This window comes from Vibrio nomapromontoriensis, assembly GCF_050337205.1.
GTDB lineage: Bacteria > Pseudomonadota > Gammaproteobacteria > Enterobacterales > Vibrionaceae > Vibrio > Vibrio nomapromontoriensis.
Genome location: NZ_JAKJSS010000025.1, coordinates 33,472 through 56,195 on the forward strand (window position 1 = coordinate 33,472; position 22,724 = coordinate 56,195).

The following is a 22,724-nucleotide window of genomic DNA, read 5'->3' on the forward strand; positions in this document are numbered from 1 at the left end:
GACAGGGAGTCTGCCAATCAAACTTAAACACTGCGTACTCAGTATCGCGGTGACGACGGTGTTATTGCTTGCTGGACATTCAGGGGCCTATACGAAACAAGAGCAAACTTGGATTAACACGGTTTCAAGTGTTTATGGCGAACGAGCGGGCAAACGCGTCGAAACATGGCGAACTATCCTTGCGGAGTTACAAGGACAGTCGGAGCAGAAGCAACTCGAGGGGGTTAATCAGTTTTTCAATCAACTGAATTTTGTTGACGATATCGATTTGTGGGGAAAAAAAGATTATTGGGCAACACCTTTGGAGTTTTTAGGTAGCAATGCTGGCGATTGTGAAGACTTTACCATTGCAAAGTACTTTTCATTATTGGAGCTCGGCATTTCCGACAAGAAACTTCGGCTAGTTTACGTTAAAGCCATTGAGCTTAACCAGTTCCATATGGTACTTGCCTACTACGAAACACCTCGCTCTCAACCAATAATTTTAGACAACTTAATTGGTGAGATTAAGCCCGCATCAAAGCGAAATGATCTACTCCCGATATACAGCTTTAACGGTCGAAACCTTTGGGTGATGAAAACCACACAAGGAAAATTGGCTGGCAAGTCGTCGAGACTTAAATTATGGAATGATTTGCGCTCGAGAGAGCGCTCATTGAAGTTAAGGAAACCCAAGGTAAATTACGACGAGTAAACAATTATGACACTATACAGACAGCTAGTGGTTAGCATGATAGCAGTATTTATTCTGCTCTTAACGTCGGTGTTTATCATCGAGTTTAACACCACAAAAAACTTCCTTGAGCAGCAGCAACGTTCAGAGGTGCACAATACTATCAATACCGTCGGTCTAGCGCTTGCTCCGTATTTGAAATCGCAAGATACCGTTGCCGTCGAGTCAGTCATCAATGCCTTATTTGATGGCAGTACCTACTCGACCGTCCGTTTGGTCTTCCTAGAGAATGAGCAGGAAATCGTTCGCAGCTATCCGATTCAGCCCAACGGTGTCCCTGAATGGTTCACTAACCTAGGGATCTTCAAACCCATCCACGACTCTAGAGTTGTCACCAGTGGCTGGCTTCAGCTCGCTGAGGTGGAAATAATCAGTCATCCTGGTAACGCCTACGCGGAGCTTTGGGGCGCACTAAAACATCTCGTCATTGCTTTCACGGTGATTTTCATCTTCGGAATTGTGGCAATATCCTTCATCTTGCGACGAGCACTAACCCCTCTAAGAGCCATTGTTCAAAAGATGGAACAGGTTGCCCACAAACAATTTGGCGCTCCTTTGAAGCGCCCTAGCACCAAAGACCTGATCGCTGTTGTCGATGGTATTAACAGCATGTCATCACACGTAGAAGAGTCATTTAAACAGCAAGCTAAAGAAGCGCAAAAACTCCGTGAGCGCGCCTATATGGACCCGGTCTCACAATTAGGTAACCGTGCTTTCTACATGGGTCAGCTCAATCAATGGCTATCTGAATCCTCGCTTGGTGGCGTCGCAATTCTTCACGCTGAATTTATTAAACGAACGTACAAAGCCGAAGGCTATGAAGCGGGGGATGGCCAAGTTAAAGAGCTCGCGGATTTATTATCATTGAGTATTAATATTCCCAACGCTGTGATCGCACGGATATCTACCGATGAATTTGGTTTTGTCTTCCCAAATATTGATGAAAGTGAACTCAAATTAGTCGCCAGCAGCATAGTAAGTTGCGTGCAAGACCTCAACTCGGATCCAACCGGGCTGAGCAAAGCAAAATCGGCACTAGGGGTTGTATTTAATGAAGAACGTAAGAACTCAACACAACTACTATCGGTGTTAGACAATGCGTTGACGAAAGCCAAAGCAGATCCCGCGCTAGATTATGGCTATGTCACCACAGAAACGACTGGCGCGATTCTTGGTAAGCAGCAATGGCGCAATATGGTTGAAGAAGCCATTAGCAACGATTGGGTCACTTTCCGCTTTCAGGCTGCGAATAGCAGCTGGGGCGAGACCTATCATCGCGAGGTCTTCTCTGCGATTGAAAAAGACGGTGAGCGTTTTACCGCCAATCAATATCTACTTGCCCTTGAACAACTTAATGCCAGCCACATTTTTGATGAACACGTTATTGTTTCGGTAATCGATAAGCTAGAGAAACAAGAGATGTCCGATCCTATCGCCATCAATATCGCGCCAACCAGTATTGCTGAACCGAGCTTTATACGCTGGATATCTCAAACGCTGGCCAAGCATCGTAGCATTAATGACAAGCTTCATTTTGAAATTCCGGAAACGTGTTTCATCAATAACCCGCATCACACGGCGTTATTCTGTAATGCCCTGCGCAATGAAGGGGCTAAATTTGGTGTTGATAACTATGGTCGAAACTTCCATTCTCTGGAATATATTAGCGAATTTAGACCTGATTACGTCAAACTAGACTACCTATATACACACCAATTGGATGACGAAAAACAGAAATTTACGCTCACGTCAATTTCTCGAACCGCACACAATTTAGGTATAAAAACTATCGCCTCTCGAGTGGAAACACAAACTCAGTTAGATTTCCTATCTGAGCATTTTGTGGATGTATTCCAAGGCTTTATCGTCGATAAATAACAAGGTGCCGATAGCATGAAAGACCCAATACTGAATTCGCTGATCTACATCAGCCGATACTATGGGCTTGCCAACTCTCCCGAAGCGCTGGTGAATGGCTTACCACTGTCAGAAGGTAAATTAACGCCATTTCTGCTCCCTAGAGCCGCCGAGCGAGCTGGGCTAGTCGCAAAAGAAAATCGTTCAACACTCGACGGTATTCCGTCCATTGTTTTTCCCGTCATTTTATTGCTAAAAGGGGGCGATGCCTGTGTCTTGAACAGCATCGATTCTGAGAACAACGAAGCAGAAGTGATCACACTCGAATCTGGTTTAGTGCCCATATCTGTTCCTTTAGACGATCTAATTGAGCAGTTTATTGGTCGATACTTTCTGGTAAAAAAACAGTTTCGCTACGACGAACGCTCGCCAGAAGTACTCAAAACCCGCGAAGGACACTGGTTCTGGGGCACGATCTGGGAATCAAAGCACATCTACCGCGATGTCTTAATGGCATCGCTAGTCATCAACATATTCGCCGTTGCCGCGCCTCTTTTTACCCGTCTAGTTTATGACAAAGTGGTGCCTAACCTTGCCTTTGAAACCTTGTGGGTGCTCGCGGCGGGGATTTTTATCGTCTTTGGTTTTGATCTTGTACTCAAACTGATGCGCAGCTATTTTATTGATGTCGCTGGGAAAAAATCCGATATTCTGATTTCATCAAAGCTTTTTAGCAAGGTGATGGGAATACGAATGGAGTCGCGACCGCCATCTGTGGGGGCTTTTGCTCGTCACCTACAAGAGTTTGAATCCATCCGAGAATTCTTCACCTCAGCAACCATCGCCTCTCTGATTGATTTGCCCTTTGCGCTGTTGTTTTTAGTACTCATTTGGTTAATGGCCGGTAACTTGGTGATTATTCCCATTATTGGCGTGGTCATTTTAATTATTTATTCATTACTTATTCAAGCACCGCTACGCCGAGCCATCGAAGAGGGATCACGCCTTGCTTCACAAAAATACGCCAACCTTATTGAAAGCTTAGCTGGCTTAGAGACGGTTAAAATTTTTGGTGCTCAAAGCCAGTATCAATATCGCTGGGAAGAAGCCGTCGCGCATATGGCGAACTGGAATATTAAGAGCAAACGTATTACCGATGGCATCCAAAATACCGCAGGGTTTGTCCAACAATCGAGTAACGTCGGCATGGTGATTCTTGGTGTCTATCTTATTTCAGATGGCAATCTCACTATGGGGGGGCTTATCGCCGCAACCATGCTGAGTAGCCGCGCTATTGGTCCTTTAGTTCAGCTCTCATTGCTTTCGACTCGCTACAATCAGGCCAAATCGTCAATGACGATTATCGAGCAAGTCATGGCGATGCCTGACGAACAAGAAGAAGGCAAACGCTATATTCACCGCCCAATTATTCATGGAAAAATCGAACTGGATCGCGTGACATTCCACTACCCAGATTCACCTATGGCGTCTATCCGAGATTTAAGTCTAACGATAGAGCCGGGAGAAAAAGTGGCGATCATTGGTCGTATTGGTTCAGGTAAAACCACCCTAGAGCGACTCATTATGGGGCTTTACCAACCCACAGAAGGCCACGTTCGAATTGATGACACAGACATTGCACAGCTTCACCATGTTGATGTGAGACGCAACATTGGCTGTGTTCCTCAGGACTGTAACTTATTCTTTGGGTCTATCCGTGACAATATTACCCTAGGGCGCCCTCTGGTCGACGACAGAGACGTTATGGACGCAGCAAACCGAGCTGGTGTGACCGTATTCACCCAGCAAGATCCTGCTGGCTTAGAACGACAAGTTGGCGAAGGGGGGTTATTGCTGTCTGGAGGACAACGACAAGCGGTCGCTATTTCACGTGCGTTCCTTGCTCGCCCCCCTATTTTGATCATGGATGAACCCACTAGTGCAATGGATAACCGCTCTGAATTGCACATTAAAACGCAGCTTAAGCAGCTCAAATCGACAGAAACACTGGTGCTGATTACCCATAAAACGTCAATGCTTGATGTCGTTGACCGGGTAATTGTTATGGAAAAAGGCGCCATTATTGCTGATGGACCGAAAGCGCAAGTTCTCAACGATTTAAGACAAGGTAAAGTGAAAGCAGCCAGTTAAGTGGCAACCATAAGCTAAAGCAAAAATCATAAACTAAAACAAAAAGCATAAGCTAACATTAAAAGGTCGACCTCACGGTCGACCTTTTTTTAGTTCACAGCTTACGCTCTACTGTCGCGCTTCACTCGACCCGAAGAGTTTCCATGACTTTCCTCCGTTACGGCTTTTTAATATCACACCATTATGCGCTTTGATTCCAGAGTACAAATTGACCTCTGCCGTGCCTCCGGTTTCAATCAGCTCCAGTGGCCAACGTTCTCGATATTCTTTCGCATTGTCGTCACTTAAGAAGTGATGATAGAAAAAGTAATTGAGATAAAGATCATCATTAGGGGCTACAGAGAGCTTATGGTAAAAGACACTATATCGACCTAGAGCAGGCACCACTATGCTACCCACATCCTGCCACGCCCCATCTTTATGCTTTCGCATATAATGTAAGCTATATCGGTCATGTTCATCGACTTTACGAAACACCATATGAATCGTATCTTGGCTATCAATCACCAAACCTGGATAGGTATTAAACGGCTGACCCAATGCATTTTTAGAAACCACCTCCACAGGATGGCTCCACTTCCCAGCAAGCTCACCACTGCTTCCTGTTTGAGCAGAAAGATACACAAATGGCGCCTGATGACTGCCAGCCATCACATGCAGAGCACCACCACTATCGACCAAAATAAAGGGGATATTATGGTTATCCGGCGATAGACAACAACTGCCCGTTGAGGTTAGGTATTGAGGTAGCGTCACCTCACCGCTTATGTGATTATAGCTAGCATAATAGATATCGGTATCCGTAATATTATTCCCTAAATTACTGTCTAGGCGAGCAAAAACAAAGTGAGTGTAATCGCCAATCGTGGCACTACTGTTCATCCCTCCAGAGTGTGAATAACCGGCAATAAATTCCGTGATACCACTACTTTCCAAAATCAATGAAACTGGCGTGTCGATGAGTAGCCCATCGCCTGTTTTTTCGATTGGCACAATATTAGCTTGATCGTAAATCAACACAGGAGGCACATCACGATTGGTATTCGGAGTCACCGCTTGAAAGTTATAGTGACCATTTTGATAACTGCACGTTTTTGCGCGCGATGGTAATGTGTAGCCTTGCCACTGCTTAAACTGCGCCTCACCTGACTTGGAATACAACAACACCCAATGGTTTTGATCATTTATCGGCTCATTAACACAGGCAAGTAAGTAAGCATCACCATCATTATCGAACTCAACGCGTTCATGAATAAGCTTAGCCCCAGACCAAACACTGCCATCCCATGACGGTTTATTGAATGCACTACGCAAAGCGTCATTCACTGAGTATGACTTCCAGCCCTTTGCTGATTTCAACTGAATAAATTGCTCCGATGGAAAACCATAAGATGGATAAATCGTACTGTTGTCATCCTTCTTCTCGTAAGCACCAGCAACAATAACCTGCCGTCCTCGCCCATCAAAAGTCACAATATTAGGGTAGTATCTTGGATCATAACCGAATAGCTCACGCTCTCGTTGATACAGTGCGGGGTAAATTAACGGCTGAGATTCTGGTCGTATTGCACCAGGCCAACGCTCACTGTCCCATTCAGCTTGTCCCTTATCCCATGAAGATTGATCGAGAATGTCGTCAGTACCACGAAATAGCGACGAAATTTGCTCATCATTCAGAGACTGGCCGTAGAAGGACACTTCATCAATGACGCCTCTAAAGTGCTGTGTATTGTCTCGTTTAAATCCAATACTCAAGTCTCTTGATTGATTCGGTCTATAACGCATATTATTCGTCGTTGCTTGAAGCTGACCATCTAAATACAGTTTTGCTTCCCCAACCAAGACTTCAGAATCAACGTCATCCAGTTCGCCGCGGAAGGTCAATGTCACAAAAGTCCAAGTATTAGGCGTCACTTCTGGACCGTCTAATGTCGACAATACCTGACCATCCCCGATTAAAAAGTGCCATTTTCCCTGCTCATCAATCGACAATTCGTGAGTACGTTTATCGTCTGTAGAGCTCCACACCACCTGTCTATTGCCATTAAGCTTCTTGACTTTAACCCAGCTAGAAATCGTAAAATGAGGGGCAGAAAATGCAGGTGAAATAGGAATATCTATTCCTTCCGAACCCTTAAATTTAATGCCAAGGGACTTAACATCACTACGGCGAACCGTTACCCGTTTGGGGTCATTTCTTAACTGACCATTATGGTTGTGTTCAGCGTCATATACCCACTCGCCCACGCGTTCAGAAAAGTGCCATTTAGCGATAGGCATCATAGCCTTAGCTCTAACCTCAGCTTCACTTAAAGCACCTGAAATCACTTCAACATCATCAATCTTACCTTCAAAGAAATACTGGTTATCACTGCCTCGGTAACCAATCCCCATTTTCGCATCAAGATTTTGCTGATAGTCGACGTCATTCAACCGTTCAAGCAACTTGCCATCTAGATAAAGCGCAGCGGTACCTCTTACGATCGCGCTCTGTTCGTTCTCACTACGGGATATTTCGTCATCCGCTTCAAACGTTGCCACTAGGTGCTGCCACTGGCCCAATGTTGCTTTAGCGCTCCCCACTCGTGACCATGAACCGCCACTGTTGAGCCAAAACTGCCACATCTTATCTGGCGTTAAATAGATTTGATAACCGCCACTCTCCCCACGCGAAGCAAAAGGTGTTTGATACACCGTACTCGACCCTTCAGGTTTCACCCATAACGACAAGCTAAAGTGTTGTAAATTGAGCTCGGGGTTTTGTTCGATCATCACTCCATCGTTTAGTCCATCAAACGCCAAAGCGTAACCAGAGCCTGTGGCCGTATCTTCAGACCAATGAGGGGCACCAATTCGCAATCCAGGATGATTAAACTGCAGAACATCTTCCGGGTTGGGATCTTGCGAGAGGGGCTCGGTAACTTTGGTGCCTGTCCCCTCATTCATCTGCCACATAGCCAACAAGCTATCTGGGCGAGTATTACTGTTGAAGTGCGCCTCAACTTCCGAGGCATATAACGCCGTTTTATACACCTCTACTTGCGCGATATTACCGTGATAAAAGTACTGATTGCTGCTCCCTCTATACCCAACACCAATTTTGGCAAGCGTATCAGGTTGATAATTAGCGCTCGGGTTCTCCGCCACCTCTACGCCATTGAGGTAAAGTGATGCAATACCGGTTTGAACGTTATTATCCCCTTCAGATTCACTAAGAAACGTCGTGGTAATATGCGCCCATTCCCCCAAGACCACTTTGGGCCCAACCACTTTGGACCACCCTTCAGGACTTTGCAGCCAAAACTCCCAATGTCCTTGAGGAGAAATGTAAATCACACTGCCTTGGGCTGCACCTCGCGACGAATATACCGCTTGATAGCCTGCAGACACTGACATAGGTCGCACCCATGAAACCACACTAAAATCTGCCGTACCCATTTTCTTGTTGGCAGGGATCGTGAGTCCGGCACTCAACCCATTAAATTCAAGTGAATACCCTGACAAGTTTTCCGGTACATCTTCAGACCAAATAGGAGGACTGCCATAGGTAAGAAAGGAAGCAGTCAAATTTTCAGCGCGATAGAAGGTACTAATCGTATCTTTCACTATCGAGTCATGCGGCAATTCCATCTCCCAATGAGCAATGGTTGTATTTGAAACCGATGCCGCTCCTGCATACAACGGAAAGAAGAGCCATAATAAAACCCGGCCTCGTTTTTTATACCAATACTTCATGTCATCCTCCATAAAATTAAAGCTCCAACCCTCACTAAATCGCCCTTAATTTCAAATGTAGCAATACGAACTGAATTATCAGCCAGATGTGCATAAAAAATAATAGTCGTTTTAAATAAGAGTGGAGCTTAGTTATATTGCTAACCCGTTAGCAATGTTTATTTACTTCCATACATAACCAAACCCAACAACTAGGGCATTATTAACTGCGCTACTTCCATCCGCATTTTTCAAGCCATTAGCTTGGTTTCGCCATTCGACAAATGGTTGAACACCACTTCTTGTCCAGGTTAATCGAACTTCATGATCCATGGTGTTAACTTTCTCATTACCATAAAAATCTTCATTGCCCTTTAAAACATAAATATTCTTATACCAAATAGAAATGTCGTGGTCTTTAAATTGATAGGCTATTTGGTTATCAAAGCGATAATCCGTATCTGAGCTCTGTATTTGATCATCTCTATCCGCATACATATGAGCTCGACTACGGTGATAAAGAGAAATACCGCTATCGAAGTTATAACCTAACTTAATCAAAGGTCTATATTGAATGGTTTCTCCCGCTTGAACGAGATTGTGATAACCCACCGATGCCCAGAATTTACTGTCTAAGTTTAGGTTTTGCTCAACCCCTAATGTCACAACAGGAGACGGAGCAATACCGTTTTTCATTTCTCCTAATGGAATACCATCTATTTCCATTAACAGCCGCGTTCCTGAGTCAAAGTTGTGCCCAACTTCCACAGTTGATGTCGACTTTGAACCATGAAGGTATGAGTCATGTAACTGCACATTGCCATTAAAGTAACTAGAAGACGATACGGCTTGTCCAGAAACAAGTGTGGCTAACAGTACAAAAGGAATACTTCTATTCATTAATAACTTCCTATGTTTATGATTTTAATTAACACCAAATAGTGTCGGTAAATACATGGTAAAGAATGGGAAATAGGTAATAAGCATCAATCCAATAAATTGCAACGCAAATATAGGCAATAGTGGTTTAACAATGCTTGTTATTTTCTCCCCCGTAACGCTACAAGAAACAAATAATACAGTCCCAACAGGAGGTGTGATTAATCCCATACATAAATTATATACAATCACTACACCGAACTGTACTGGATCAATTCCGAGAGTCATCGCAACTGGATAAAAAATCGGCGTAAAAATTAATAATGCCGGTGCCATATCCATAAATATTCCGACAACCAATAGGGTCAAATTCATCAATAGCAATAGTAATATTTTATTTTCTGTCACTCCGATCAATATTTCACCGATGGCATCGGGAATACTCGCGAACGTCATGCTCCAACTCATTAGGCCAGAACAAGCAATTAAAAACAAAATCACGGAAGACGTTAAAGCCGAGTCAAAAAGTACCTTGGGTAGCGCTTTTACACTAATGGTTCCATAGCAAAATGACAAAACAAGGCTGTAAAGTACAGCAATACCACCCGCTTCTATTGCCGTAAATACGCCAGACAAAATGCCACCAATGATGACAAATATCATGGTTAGACTCGGCAATGTTTTCCAAACCGTTAGCGCAATCTGTTTCCAATGATAGTGCGTGTTATCAACTGGGTATTTGAGCTTTTTCGCATATAAATACGCGACGATCATCACCGACAGTCCCATCATAATCCCGGGTAAATAACCCGCTAGAAACATCGCCGCAATAGAAGCACTGCCACCGGTAATCATTGAGTAAATGATAAAAATGCCCGTTGGAGGAATCATCATTCCTGTCGGTGCCGACGCGGCATTAATCGCCGTCGAGATAGACATGTCATAGCCTTTCTCTCTTGCCATTGGCGAAATAATTCCACCTATCGCCGTTGACGCTGCGATACCAGAGCTGGACAAGCAGCCAAACAGCATATTGGACAAGACATTGGCCTGCCACAAATTACCGGGAATCCTGCGCCCTAACAGCATTGCGAGATCGATAAGTCGACGGGCAATACCACCTTGGTTCATGATGTTGCCAGCAAGAATGAAGAAAGGTAATGCTAGAAATCCAAAGCTCTCTAAGCCTCCAAACAACTTTTCACTCGCGGTGACCATTAGGCTATGACTATCAATTTGCAGAGATAGCACCCAAAGCCCAGCAAACGCCAATCCCACAGAAATCGGCACATTCATCGCCAACAAAAAGAAAAATGCACCAAATAATAATAAGGTTGACGTCAATTCCAGATGTTCATCGACTAGATACTCATAGGTACCCGTTTGCTGGAAACCATGCCACAGTAAAAATCCCAAAATACCCATGGCAACGATCGATGCCGCCATGATCAGCGTTTCACGACCTAACCCAACGAGTTCAATGACTCTTTTCAGTTGCATTGACACAAAAAACACGCCTGACAACACCAGAATACTTTGTAGCGTCGACATCGAGAGACGCAACATTGGTGACGTAAACGACGCATTTTTCTCCATGGCATATAAGCCGCCATAAGCTATGATTCCTGCAAGGGCCACCGTCAGTAATGCGCTGAAGATGATCAGCCATTTTTGATTCCTTTCCGAGAGAGCATCAAAAACGATGGGCAAGCTTAAATGCGCCCCTTTAGCAAAGCACACAGAAGACCCAAGAAAGCTCAGCCAAATCATTAAATAGATAAGCAGCTCTTGAGATAGACCACTTGGGTCACTTAATACATAACGTGTAAATACCTGATAGATAATGAGTACACTCATCATCGCTAATATCAAGGTTACAACCTTAGATAGAATTCGTTCATTCCAATCACACACTTGATAGATCGCAGCCTCAATACGCTGACCTATCGAGCCGTTGTCATTATTGTTGTTGAGGGTGATGAGTTTCTCTCTCATGGTTCTCGCTCCTACTCCCCATGTAGAGTCGATTAGAAAAAGACAAAGGCTAGGGGGAGCCTTTGTCTCCTACTTTCCTTACAATGAGCGCTCTTGGAGCTCAAACATTTCTTTTAGGAACGGGCCTTTATCAGGGTCAGCAAAGGTTCTTTCATAAATCGGCTTCATCGAATCAATCAGCGGTTGTTTATCAATTTCAACAAACTTAACACCCAGGTTTTTCTCAGCGAGCGCCATCGACGCCTCGGCATCAGCAACAATCACCTCTAGTGAGCGCTCACTTGTCTCGCTCATCAGACGTTTCACTGTTGCCACATCTTCAGGAGACATTTTGCTAAACGAGCGTTCATTGATAATAATCAGGTCAACCATGCGTGTTTGTTCAGTCAAAATGCCATATTTCGCGTATTCACCGAACTTAATATCCCATAACGTTCCTAAGCCTCCTTCACCGCCATCAATCATGCCTTGCTGCATGGCTGAATATATCTCGGTAAAATCAAGTGGCGTTGGCGATGCCCCCATTAGGGTCAACATTTCGATATAAGTTGGGCTAGACATACTTCTTAATTTGAGCCCTTTTAGATCCTCTATGCTATTCACGGGTTTTGTTGAATAGATACTACGCGGCCCGGTATCCATAAAACCAACCACTTCAAAACCTTTCGTTTGCGTCGTTTTAAAGAGCTTATCTTGAACCAAGTCGCTATTCATCACCGTTTTAAATTCTTCGAAATCACGGAAGATAAATGGCAAGTTCAGAACACCAAATTTGGGCTCAATATTTTCCATCATCGCACTGTTCACCAGCCCCATGTCCACCACACCGCTCTGTATTTGTTGTAAATACTGCGCTTGGCCGCCCAAGGTTCCGTTGGCAAAAACTCGAATTCGAACTCTTTTCTCCGTTTGATCCGTAACATTTTGTGCAAATTCTTGTAGCAGCTTACCAGTGGCACTGTCAGCAGGTACGTTAGATGCCAATTTATAGGTTTTCGCTGCCACCCCCTGTGACGACACAGCCAGTAAAGTCGACAATAAAACAGCAGCAATACTCTTAAGTTTCATAATTAATATTCCCTATTGGATGTAAAGTGATGCCATGATCACCAGAAAAATTTGCTATGTCCCATGGAGCGAAGCACAGCTTCGTAGTAGTAATAATCGCCGTAGGGCAACATCGAATTCGCTAGGTAATCCAAATCTAAGTCATGAGCAACATGAACAAATGACGCGGCTTGGTTAAGCAAACCCTGTGCCTGAGGCTCTGCTGTGATATCGCAATGATTACGTAAAGCGTCAAGCATCTGAATACCAAATTCACGGTACTGACTCGACGCCTCCGGCTCCCCAAACGTATCCATAACCTGAGCAAGTAATAACGCACCAGAAGCGGTGACTGCGCCAGCTGAACTGTCTTTATAAGGCACTTCATGACTAGGCAGGCGGTAATCCCATATCGGCACTAGATCGTCGCTAATATGCTGCATAACGAACTTTAGTAACCCAGCACTGACATCAGCAAAACGCTTCTCTCCCGACATAAGCGCTAGTTGAGCAAAGCCGTGGATAGCCCATGCCTGTCCCCTTGCCCAGCAAGACTCATCTGCATACCCTTGGTAGTTACAGCCGCGAATTGGCTCGTTGGTGGTCGTGTCAAAATCGAACGTATGATATGTGCTCCAATCATCTCTGATAATGTGCTTTATCGTGGTTTCAGCTTGGGCAATTGCCACCGTTTTAAAGGACTCGATATTGGTTTCAGAGTATGCCCACATCAGTAGCGGTAGGTTCTCCATGCAATCAATAATAATTTTGCCTTGAATCTGCTCCGCATGCTCCTTACCTTCGGATCCAGCCGTCCAAGCAACAAGGTAATTACCATTCCAGTTAAAACGATTTCTTAGCGCCTCAGCGGCGCGAAGCGCTAATGCTCGGGCTTCTTTATTGCCGGTCAATTTATAATCCGCAACCGCACTCAAACTAAACTGAAAACCGAGATCGTGATTCATTTGTATTGGTGTCGCGAGAATACGATCCAAATGTTCATATCGCATTCTTGCCATATTTTTGTATTTACTCTCTCCTGATACCATATACGCGAGCCAGAGTTGGCCCGTCCAAAATGAGTCTGTCCAAAAAATATCTTTTGGGTATCGCCATTGATAGTCATTGGGTCCTGCGCCAACCATAGGGTTTCTTAAACCAATACGCGGTGCGTTTCTTTCAATGCTCGACAGTATATTGATACCTGTCTGTTCAAAGTGGAGGGTCATGTTCTACTGCATCCTAATTAACCATTCATTGCCAACTAGATTATTAACTTTTCTATTGATAAACCGTGACTATATGACCCTTTGAAACAACAAAAACCTATGAAACGTTTCATTGAAGGTGCGATCACATTATTAGTAAACGAACGGAATATAATAAGGGACTTAACGATATAGTGACGTTATAGCGTCGGAAGTTGGTACAAAAACCACGATTTAGTGCCGCAATGGTCCACCGCCTATAATGAAACGTTTCATCATTAACCGGTGAAGGAGACAACATGAATAGAAAGAAAAAGACCACTCTCACCGATATCGCAGAACTCTGTGGAGTATCAAAAGCCACCGTCTCTAGAGTGATGAATCAAAGTGAATTGGTGAGTGACGACGTCGTTCGAAAGGTCCGTGCCGCGCTACAAGAGCATGGCTACAAACGGACTCAGCCAAAGCTAAAGATTCCAATGCCTATCCGAAAAATCCTTGTATTGGGTGAACATGACCTCAACTCCCCACATAGTTTTTTCGGATCCATACTAAAAGACTTAAAGCAACAAGCTAATGATCTTGATATCGCTATCGAGCTGCAACTTCGTGCACAGATTTCACATGACAACTCAGCTCAATTACTGACTCGAGCCCAAGCTATCATCGTACTCGGTATGGACGATTCTGAGTTACTCACCATGTTACGCGCCACACACCTGCCTGTATTGCTTATCAACGGCTATGACCCAATGATGCAATTTTCAAGTGTCTCACCTGACTACTACCTAGGTGGGCAACTCGCCGCAGACTATCTGTTTTCCCTCGGCCATAAAAATATTAAATGCATCACCGCCAATATCAAACCCACCGTCTACCAACGTGCCGATGGGTTTAAAAGAGCCTTACTTGAGAACGGCATAACGCAACCTGACGAGCATATCATCGACCTGGCGCAGCATATTGTCGCTCAAACCATTAACGATGATGAAATCACCCAACTGGGAACCGACTTTGGCGCCCATAAGTGGATACCAGAAATGATCAGCAACGGCGTTTTTGCTAACTGTACTGCTGTCTTTTGTATTTGTGACATGATCGCAATGACGCTAATTGAAGCGTTTAGAACGCAAGGTATTCGTGTACCTGATGATATTTCCGTTTTGGGCTTTGATGACATTGACCTTGCCGAATTTTCAACGCCACCACTAACGACTATTCGTACCGACCACAAACGTATTGCCAAAGTCGCAATACATACACTAATTCAAGCCATCAATGACGGAGGGGATACCGTGACTCGAAGTTGCGTGTCCGTTTCTCTTGTATCACGACAAAGCTGTCGTCAATATAAAAACTCATTTTGCACATCAACTTCACCTAGTTAACAACGCAAAAAGCCGCAGAATTCTGCGGCTTGTAAACGATAGTACTTATTCGGGTATTACTTATGCGAATGCTACTTATGCAAATGGTACTTATTCGAATATGACTAAAGCAAAGATATTCTTGCCTTCACTCACGACGGGCTCTAACTATCATGGATAATAACGATATTACTCAAAATACTGTTATCTACCCCCGTCACACCCTCAAGCTCGATAGTAACCGTTTTCCCATTACCTTTATCAATATTAATGAAGGTATTACCATCCTCTTCCGTCACGGCGATGGTGTTATTATCAAGCAAGCTTTGCAGCGTATCATCATCATCAAACAAGTCAATAAAGTCAATCACATCTCGGTTTCCAGCTTCTTGAGAGAAGTCTGTGATCACGTCGTGACTGCCGTCCAAATCTGACTCTGTCCATTTGAAAGTATCGTCACCTAGACCACCCGTTAATACATCAGATCCCTGACCTCCGATAATCAGATCATCACCATCAGTACCCGTTATCACAGTCACACCATTACCGCCTTGCACAGCATAATCAACACTCTCTGCATCAAGGACATTGCCGTTTGGAACAATGTTGACATCAACCGTAGCCGTTTCAAGACTTGCTAAGCCGTCGGAATCAACCGCACTGTATTCAAATTGATCCGCGACTTCGGCATCCACCACTTCAACAGACTGCAATACAAATCCCGCTTTTTTATCGTTATCGTCAACGGCGACAATGCGCATTTCATCAAAGCCTTGCTCCGAGGACACGGAAATCGTTGCTTGATGATCAACTATCGTATCATTGTTCATCTGAACGGGAGTGTTGCTGACTAGATCGCCTCCAGCGTAGAGGTAGACAAATATATTCGACTGCCCTCCTCCATTTGCACTAGCACTGAATTGTCCCGTAAGACTACCAACACCCACCAAGGCTCGAGTCATTAAGCCTGCGGTAAACTTAATAGACATGTACTCTTTTTCCTGAGCTTCCGTCTCTTTCCCTTGGCCATTTTCATCAGCTCGCTTGGTATAGTAACCTCGTTGCTTAGCAGCGCCAGCACCATCAAATGCGATACTTTCAAGTTCACTATTCACATGAGGTTGTGAACCACCATAAGTGCCACCACTAATGGCTAGTCCTTGCTCAAGAAGCGCGGTCAAGTCTGACTCATACTCTGCCGTAGTCGCATCAAAACCCACATCTATGTCGTAATACACATCGACGCTATCTTCTACCAAGTCACCACTATCTAGGTCGAAGCGGTCTCCCGAACCACTCAAGAAATACAGCTGCCCAAATTCGGGTTCACCTTCAATCTTCACGAAGGTTTGCTTAACGTCGCTGGCATCATCTTCAAGATCTGTTACCCATTCTGAAAAGTTAAGTGGAATCGTGTCGTCTTCAGCAAAAAACTCGAAGTCTGTCACTGATGGTTCAGTATTAGGAACCACATTCGGGTTCGGCACGACAGTCAAATTAATGACCTCCGACACCGTTTGATCCGTTGTGGGATGAGTGCTGTCATTCTCTGAGGACGTTGCTTCAATAGTAATAGGATACACACCAACATCATCAACTAAAACCTGTAGAGCCTCCAAGTTTTGCCATTGGAAGACATCGGCTTCAAGTGACACTCCTACCTCGAGTGTTTGAATGCCATTGGTCACAATAGAACCTTCTGGTAACCCTTTTAATACCAAACTTAATGACTCTGAACCATCCACATCAATTAAAGAAGCCGCGATGTCGCTGATATCAATATAGCTATCTTCATACCCATAGTTATTTCGAGTACTCAGGGAAATATTGTCTAACAACGCCCCGTAACTATCGACCTGCTCAGATTCAAACAATAGGCGATAATTGCCACTTTCTGGAGTCTGAAAGACAATGCTTTCCGAGTTCCACGCTCTATCAACGCTATCGTCGAATTCATACAATTCACTGCGAACGTCTTGATCATCGACCAAGAAGACTTTCACTGGTGAGCCATTGACTTGTCTTGCCGCGATATCGAAAGTTAAATGATAAAATGCGCCAGCTTTACCTTCAAAATCAGTAAATAACGAGTCGTCAGTATTACGTCGCCCTTCAATTTCAAAAATGTGGTTGTCTTTGTCTTGTGACTGGTTGCCTAAATAAACCCCTTCTCGTCCAACCTCACTTACAGAACTTGAGTTTTCAGTTCCCCAAATACCGATTGACCCATTCGCATTAAGTTCAGTATCAGAAACGTTTCCACGCCAAGAGCTGCCACCTAAGCTAACATTCTCAAAATCAATGGAAGCTAAGATGACTTCACCAGAAACACTCAATACTGGTAAATCCGTTACTGGCTTAACCGTCACCTCGACGGTCGTCTGTTCAACCAACAAATCGGCGGAATCAAGTGCGTCAACCTGCAAAGAAAAATCAACGTCACTATGCAAACCTGGCTGAATAAACAATTGTGCCAACTGAAGCTCATTCAACATAACAGCATTATCAACGACCGTTAGTTCATTAATGCCATCATAAATCTTCGCCCCGTCAGGAATACCACTAATCTCGACTTTCGTCGCATCGCTGCCTGTTGGTAAGCTTATCGCTAGGGCGATTTTACTGTCTTCATTACCGATCGCAGGCGCGGCAACCACATCTAATACACTGACCATTTCAATCGTTGAAATAGCGGTATTAGACGGCAGGCTTTGCTCATCAAACGTCGTAATTTCTATCACCCGATTGGTAAGGTCTGGTATTTGACTGTCATTAGCAAACTGTATGAGTTTAAGTGCGGCTTCATAATCATCAGCGCTCGCATTGCCATACAGGGAGATTTTAATCGCGCCAGAGCCCAACGTTTCACTGGAGTAAGCAATACCGCTCAACAGTGGGTTGCTAGACGCAACCACACTAAAACTATCCCCTGAGTGAGGATTAGTTAGAATCACTTCAGCCAAAGAAATGATGTTATTTTCGTCAAAAACGTCGACATCATTATCGACCACACCGATGGCACTGTCCCCCTCCGTAAACAAAGAGGAAAAACCCGTTCCCGCTTCGCTGGCATCAAGATCTAAGGTTGGCGCTGCGTTATTAGCACGCTCGTCAGCAATCGTCACCACCGATTCTTCACTTTCGCCACCATCAGAATCGACCGCTTGATAAGTGAAACGATCATTCAATGCCGTCTCTAGGTATCTTAGCTCCCAGTTACCTGGGCCGTCAGTACCCACACTAACTCCGGTGATCAACAACCCTTCTTCAATGTTCAGATCATCCACTGAAAAGCTCAATTCGTGAAATAACTCTTCATTACCTGATGTATCTTTTTGTACATCGGGGATATAGTCCACAGTAGAGCCGTCGCTGAGCATCACTTGGATCGTCACGGCTGATTCATTACTATCGCCAAGCCCGCTATAGAAATAGCCGCCCATACCATCTAACCCTAAATTGATATGTGTTGCAGGTCGGTCTGCAAAGCCGATAGAAAGCAACTCCCCCTGATTGATGCCCTGGCCACCACCGATACCTATCCCATGACCCACATGGTTATCTTGCACGTCACCCCGGTATTGCGTGAGGTTGCCGCGATTACTACTAATAGTCACCGCATCACCATTTTCTAACTCAAGAGATCTATTTTTGTTATCGACCTCATCACCCCAGTTATAAAATGTCTCTTGAGTACTCTCAAGATCACTGTCTGTCGGGATAACTCTAGTCCCTAGAATAAACCCTTGAGCATCTTCATTCGCTTGGTAAGTAATTTTCGTTGGGTCGAAATTATCACCGTTATCCACTTGAGTTTGAGTGATCTCCACGCCGTCGTAATAAAGCGACCCACCGATAGGAAGTTCGGTAATTTTGACGTTTACCTGCTCACCATTAATATCGTCCTCAATATCTGAAATATGATCGCTGCCCGCCCCTTCAATTGAGCCCACACCCGTATCAAAACTCACACCTACCGGATCATTACCTGAAATGGTAAAGCTAAAGTCTTCAGACTCAGGAGGCGAGTTTACCGAGATAACATCAATCGTTGAAATCGCGACGTTAGAAGCTAAATCTTGATCATCAAACACGGTCACTTCAATCTCACGAGGCTCCGTATTTGGGTCTTCACTATCATTTTCAAATTCAAGTTGTTTGAGCGCCGCTTCATAAACATCCGCGTTCGCCTCACCACTAATAGTCAGTAATAACGCCCCACCTACTGTGCTAGTCGTTATGCTAAGCCCGGTTGGTAACACACCATTTAACGATAACGAATCATTGGGCTGCGGGTTTGTGAGTCTGATTTCGGCTTTGCTGATAACATCAATATCGTCAGTGATAACAATATCGCTATCAACGACCATAATGGGGGTATCTCCTTCGGTAAAGGTTGCGGTATACCCCGAGCCACCTTCACTGCTGTCTAAATCTAACGTTGGTGCATTGTTATCGTTATCTCCACTCGGCACACCGCCAATTTCGCCATCGTCAGAAATCGTGGCATCAGCAGTAACGCCAACGACCCCATTGGTCGTCAGCCCTGCTGGCTCGGTGATTTTCAGTGTAAAGTCTTCATCCTGCTCATAGTGTTCATCATCCAAAATACCAACGTTTATATCGATACTTGTCACCCCTACTGGGATTTCAATCTCACCGTTCACAATGACAAGCGGTACATCAGCATTGCCGTTGTTATAAGTCGCTGTCGTAGTGCCGAAGTCATCGCTATTGGTATCCGTATCTAAACGCGAAAGCGCTATGGTTAACGGCACATCTGAGGCGTGGCTTAATTCCAGTTCAAAGCCGATACTACCCGCATCTTCGCTGACCTCACCACCACCAGATAAAGACAATGAAATAGGGTCATTATCAAGGACACTGCCAGCCGCTGACTGACCATCAATGAGCAAGGTAAAGCTTTCATCGCCTTCGTAGCGATCATCATTAACCGTGGGTAATGAAACGGTAAATTCATCCACACCCTCAGGAACTTCAAGCTCTCCTGAGACTGCGTTGTAACTCACCCCGTTGCTAAACGTCATACTGGAAGGATCAACATCGTTGATTGAGGCGGTATCACCACTGGTACCAAATTCAATATCAAAGAACGTTTTAACGTTGGTCGTGCCATCTAAAGTGACTAAGTAGGATAGATTTTCGCCTTCTATAACACTATCCGCATCAAGATTAAGTTCAACACTTCCAACACCAATCGGTGCTGGATTCACTAACACATTAACGGTCGCAGTATCAAAACCACCCTTATCATCCGTGATTTGATATTGGAACTCAGTCCGTCCAGAGAAATCTTCTGGTAGATCAAAGATAACGTTATCACCTTCAATCCGAGCATCCCCTTCGGTCTCACCAAAGACGTAAGTAATACGCACACTATCGCCGTCCACATCGCTGTCATTGGACAAGATTTCAGAAAGTGGGATGACGACAGGTTCGTCATGGTCAAACACATAAGCGCCGGCCCCGACAATTTGAATGCCTTGCAAAAAGTAATCTGAGGAGTCCGTTCCGCGAGCAGGCCCGCCAGTAAAATCAACCGATTCGAACACGAGAGTGTCAAACGCCGAACCATTAGTTTCAATATCGAAGCTGCCTTTATGACCAGAGTCATTATAAAAATGATCACTGGCAACCAATGTACCTCCTAGGTATGCCGACCATTTGCCTTGTTCATGGCTGCCAACCCCACCTTCATTAGCAAAAAGGTTGGTCACCGAGAAAGCCCCGTCGACAGCAGGCTCTTTAAGCGTAATAATCAGCTGCTCGGACGCTTCTTCATCTCGGTTATGTTGGATTTGAGATTCCGGACCCGCGTTCGTCGTTCCATCAGGAATACCGATTCGATCAGAACCATCAATGCTGTAGCTGACCGTTTCACCATCATACTTAGCAACGATGCTTTCAACGCCACTCCAGCCTTGATCACCACTGCCCATATCCCCTTGGATTAGGATATAACTCTCAGGATCATCCACCGCATCAGGATTCTGGTTACTTCTTTGATCGTCAATGGTCACTGTCGATTCTTCACTGTATGCACCATCAGAATCCAGCGCTCTATAATCAAACGAATCGTCTAAACTAGTTTCTAAATATCGCAACTCCCAATTACCATTACCTTCAGTGCCAACAGTAACAGCTTCAATCAATAAGCCTTCTGCTCCGGGGATATCCGCAATAGAAATACTCAAATCAAAGTCCAAATCCCCATTACCTGATGTGTTTTTCTGATATGGGTCAAGCTCAACAGTGGAACCATCACTCAAGGTAACCGAAATAAGAACGGAGGACTCATTGCTATTGTTTAAGTTTTCATTAAAAAAGCCACCTAATCCATCAAGACCAAGACTAATGGATGTTGCCGGTCGATCTGAGAAATCAATGGTAATGGTTTCACCTTGATTAATGCCTTTGCCACCACCAACACCCAAACCGAAGCCAACATGATTCGCACCAGGATCACCACGGTATTGAGTTAAATCGCCCCCTGAACTGGTAATCGTAATAGTGTCATCACCTACCGTCAGCACTCGCTCTGCCGGAGTATTGCCTGGCTCACCCCAATTCAAGAAGTCACTTTGACTACTTTCTTCCTCTGCCAGCCCTTGCGGATCTTTAATCCCCAAAGTAAACCCTTGAGCGCTATCATCAGGAAGATATGAAATATTATTTGGATCAAACGGTGTCCCTTCCACCGCCCCCTCAACATGAAGATCGGCCTCTACGATCTCTCGTACGCTAACCCCATCGTTGTAGAGTAAGGTTCCGCCGATCGGAAGTTCAGTGATCACAACAGACAGTGCTTTGCTGTCCGTCGTACTGCGATCATCTTCGTTATCAGAAATATGATCAGATCCTCCCCCTTCTATCGGCCCTTCTCCGGTATCGAAATAGACTGGGGTTGCAGCGCCGTTAGTCACGGTAATCGCGAAATCTTCAGATTCTGGATCGTCATTTAAACCATGAACGGTTATCGATACCGTTTGTGGCTCACTTAGGCTTCCTTCGTTATCAACCGCGTAGTATGTAAACTCGACCACTTCTGATTCGCCGCTAGTAAGCGATTGGAAGTCKTCGCCCGGATCGAAAYTGTATGAGCCATCGGCGTTAAACGTCAGGCTGCCTTTATCAGCAGGCACGTCRCTTTGTAGGGCGTAWGAGGCGATGGTGCCGTCAATGTCGGAGGCTTCAGGCACGTTACGTGAAATGGACGTATCTTCGTCGGTCATTTCATCCGCAGGCAACGCCACAGGCTTATCATTAATCCCCGTCACTGTAATAGTGATGGTTTGTGGCTCRCTSGCYAAMCCTTCATTATCCAAGGCRATRTARGTAAAGGTGACGTCTTCGGAATCGCCATTGCTRAGGCTCTGGAARTCTTCRCCCGGATCGAAAYTGTATGAGCCATCGGCGTTAAACGTCAGGCTGCCTTTATCAGCAGGCACGTCRCTTTGTAGGGCGTAWGAGGCGATGGTGCCGTCAATGTCTGACGCCTCAGGCACGTTGCGAGAGATGGAGGTGTCTTCGTCGGTCATTTCATCCGCAGGCAACGCCACAGGCTTGTCGTTGATGCCTGTCACCGTGATGGTGATGGTTTGTGGCTCGCTCGCTAAACCTTCATTATCCAACGCGATATAAGTAAAGGTGACGTCTTCAGAATCGCCATTGCTCAAGCCTTGGAAGTCGTCGCCCGGATCGAAACTGTACGAGCCATCGGCGTTAAACGTCAGGCTGCCTTTATCAGCAGGC

At 44.9% G+C, this 22,724-nt stretch carries 10 protein-coding genes; 4 read left to right on the top strand and 6 right to left on the bottom strand.

Features of this window, described 5'->3' with window-relative positions:
• Positions 1-43: 43 nt before the first annotated feature.
• The 3 genes from L4D05_RS23390 to L4D05_RS23400 are packed head-to-tail and all read left to right on the top strand — an operon-like array spanning position 44 to position 4,741.
• Positions 44-694: a transglutaminase-like cysteine peptidase gene (locus L4D05_RS23390; protein ID WP_428752984.1), complete on the top strand. Its 651-nt coding sequence runs from the start codon at positions 44-46 to the stop codon at positions 692-694.
• A gap of 6 nt (positions 695-700) precedes the next feature.
• Positions 701-2,611 carry a bifunctional diguanylate cyclase/phosphodiesterase gene (locus L4D05_RS23395; RefSeq protein WP_428795418.1) on the top strand — a complete coding sequence of 637 codons (1,911 nt, stop codon included), beginning with the start codon at positions 701-703 and terminating at the stop codon, positions 2,609-2,611.
• Between the two features lie 15 nt (positions 2,612-2,626).
• A complete protein-coding gene (locus tag L4D05_RS23400; protein ID WP_428795419.1) occupies positions 2,627-4,741 on the top strand; it encodes a type I secretion system permease/ATPase in 2,115 nt (704 codons plus the stop codon).
• Positions 4,742-4,849: 108 nt separating this feature from the next.
• On the opposite strand, the gene L4D05_RS23405 is transcribed toward L4D05_RS23400, so the two are convergent.
• From L4D05_RS23405 to L4D05_RS23425, 5 genes are all read right to left on the bottom strand, one after another.
• Positions 4,850-8,476, bottom strand: a complete 3,627-nt coding sequence (locus L4D05_RS23405) for a LamG-like jellyroll fold domain-containing protein (protein WP_428795420.1) — start codon at positions 8,474-8,476, stop codon at positions 4,850-4,852.
• 162 nt (positions 8,477-8,638) lie between these two features.
• Positions 8,639-9,355 carry an oligogalacturonate-specific porin KdgM family protein gene (locus L4D05_RS23410; RefSeq protein ID WP_428795421.1) on the bottom strand — a complete coding sequence of 239 codons (717 nt, stop codon included), beginning with the start codon at positions 9,353-9,355 and terminating at the stop codon, positions 8,639-8,641.
• 24 nt (positions 9,356-9,379) lie between these two features.
• Positions 9,380-11,329 (bottom strand): TRAP transporter large permease, encoded by a 1,950-nt coding sequence (locus tag L4D05_RS23415; protein WP_428752829.1) that lies wholly within the window; start codon positions 11,327-11,329, stop codon positions 9,380-9,382.
• Between the two features lie 78 nt (positions 11,330-11,407).
• A complete protein-coding gene (gene dctP, locus L4D05_RS23420; RefSeq protein ID WP_428795422.1) occupies positions 11,408-12,397 on the bottom strand; it encodes a TRAP transporter substrate-binding protein DctP in 990 nt (329 codons plus the stop codon).
• Between the two features lie 38 nt (positions 12,398-12,435).
• Positions 12,436-13,605, bottom strand: a complete 1,170-nt coding sequence (locus L4D05_RS23425) for a glycoside hydrolase family protein (RefSeq protein WP_428752832.1) — start codon at positions 13,603-13,605, stop codon at positions 12,436-12,438.
• A gap of 278 nt (positions 13,606-13,883) precedes the next feature.
• Between L4D05_RS23425 and L4D05_RS23430 the strand changes: the two genes are divergently transcribed.
• Positions 13,884-14,972 (top strand): LacI family DNA-binding transcriptional regulator, encoded by a 1,089-nt coding sequence (locus L4D05_RS23430; protein ID WP_428752833.1) that lies wholly within the window; start codon positions 13,884-13,886, stop codon positions 14,970-14,972.
• A gap of 143 nt (positions 14,973-15,115) precedes the next feature.
• On the opposite strand, the gene L4D05_RS23435 is transcribed toward L4D05_RS23430, so the two are convergent.
• Entirely contained in the window at positions 15,116-22,705 is a 7,590-nt protein-coding gene (locus L4D05_RS23435; RefSeq protein WP_428795423.1) for a tandem-95 repeat protein, read from the bottom strand.
• Between the last annotated feature and the right edge of the window lie 19 nt (positions 22,706-22,724).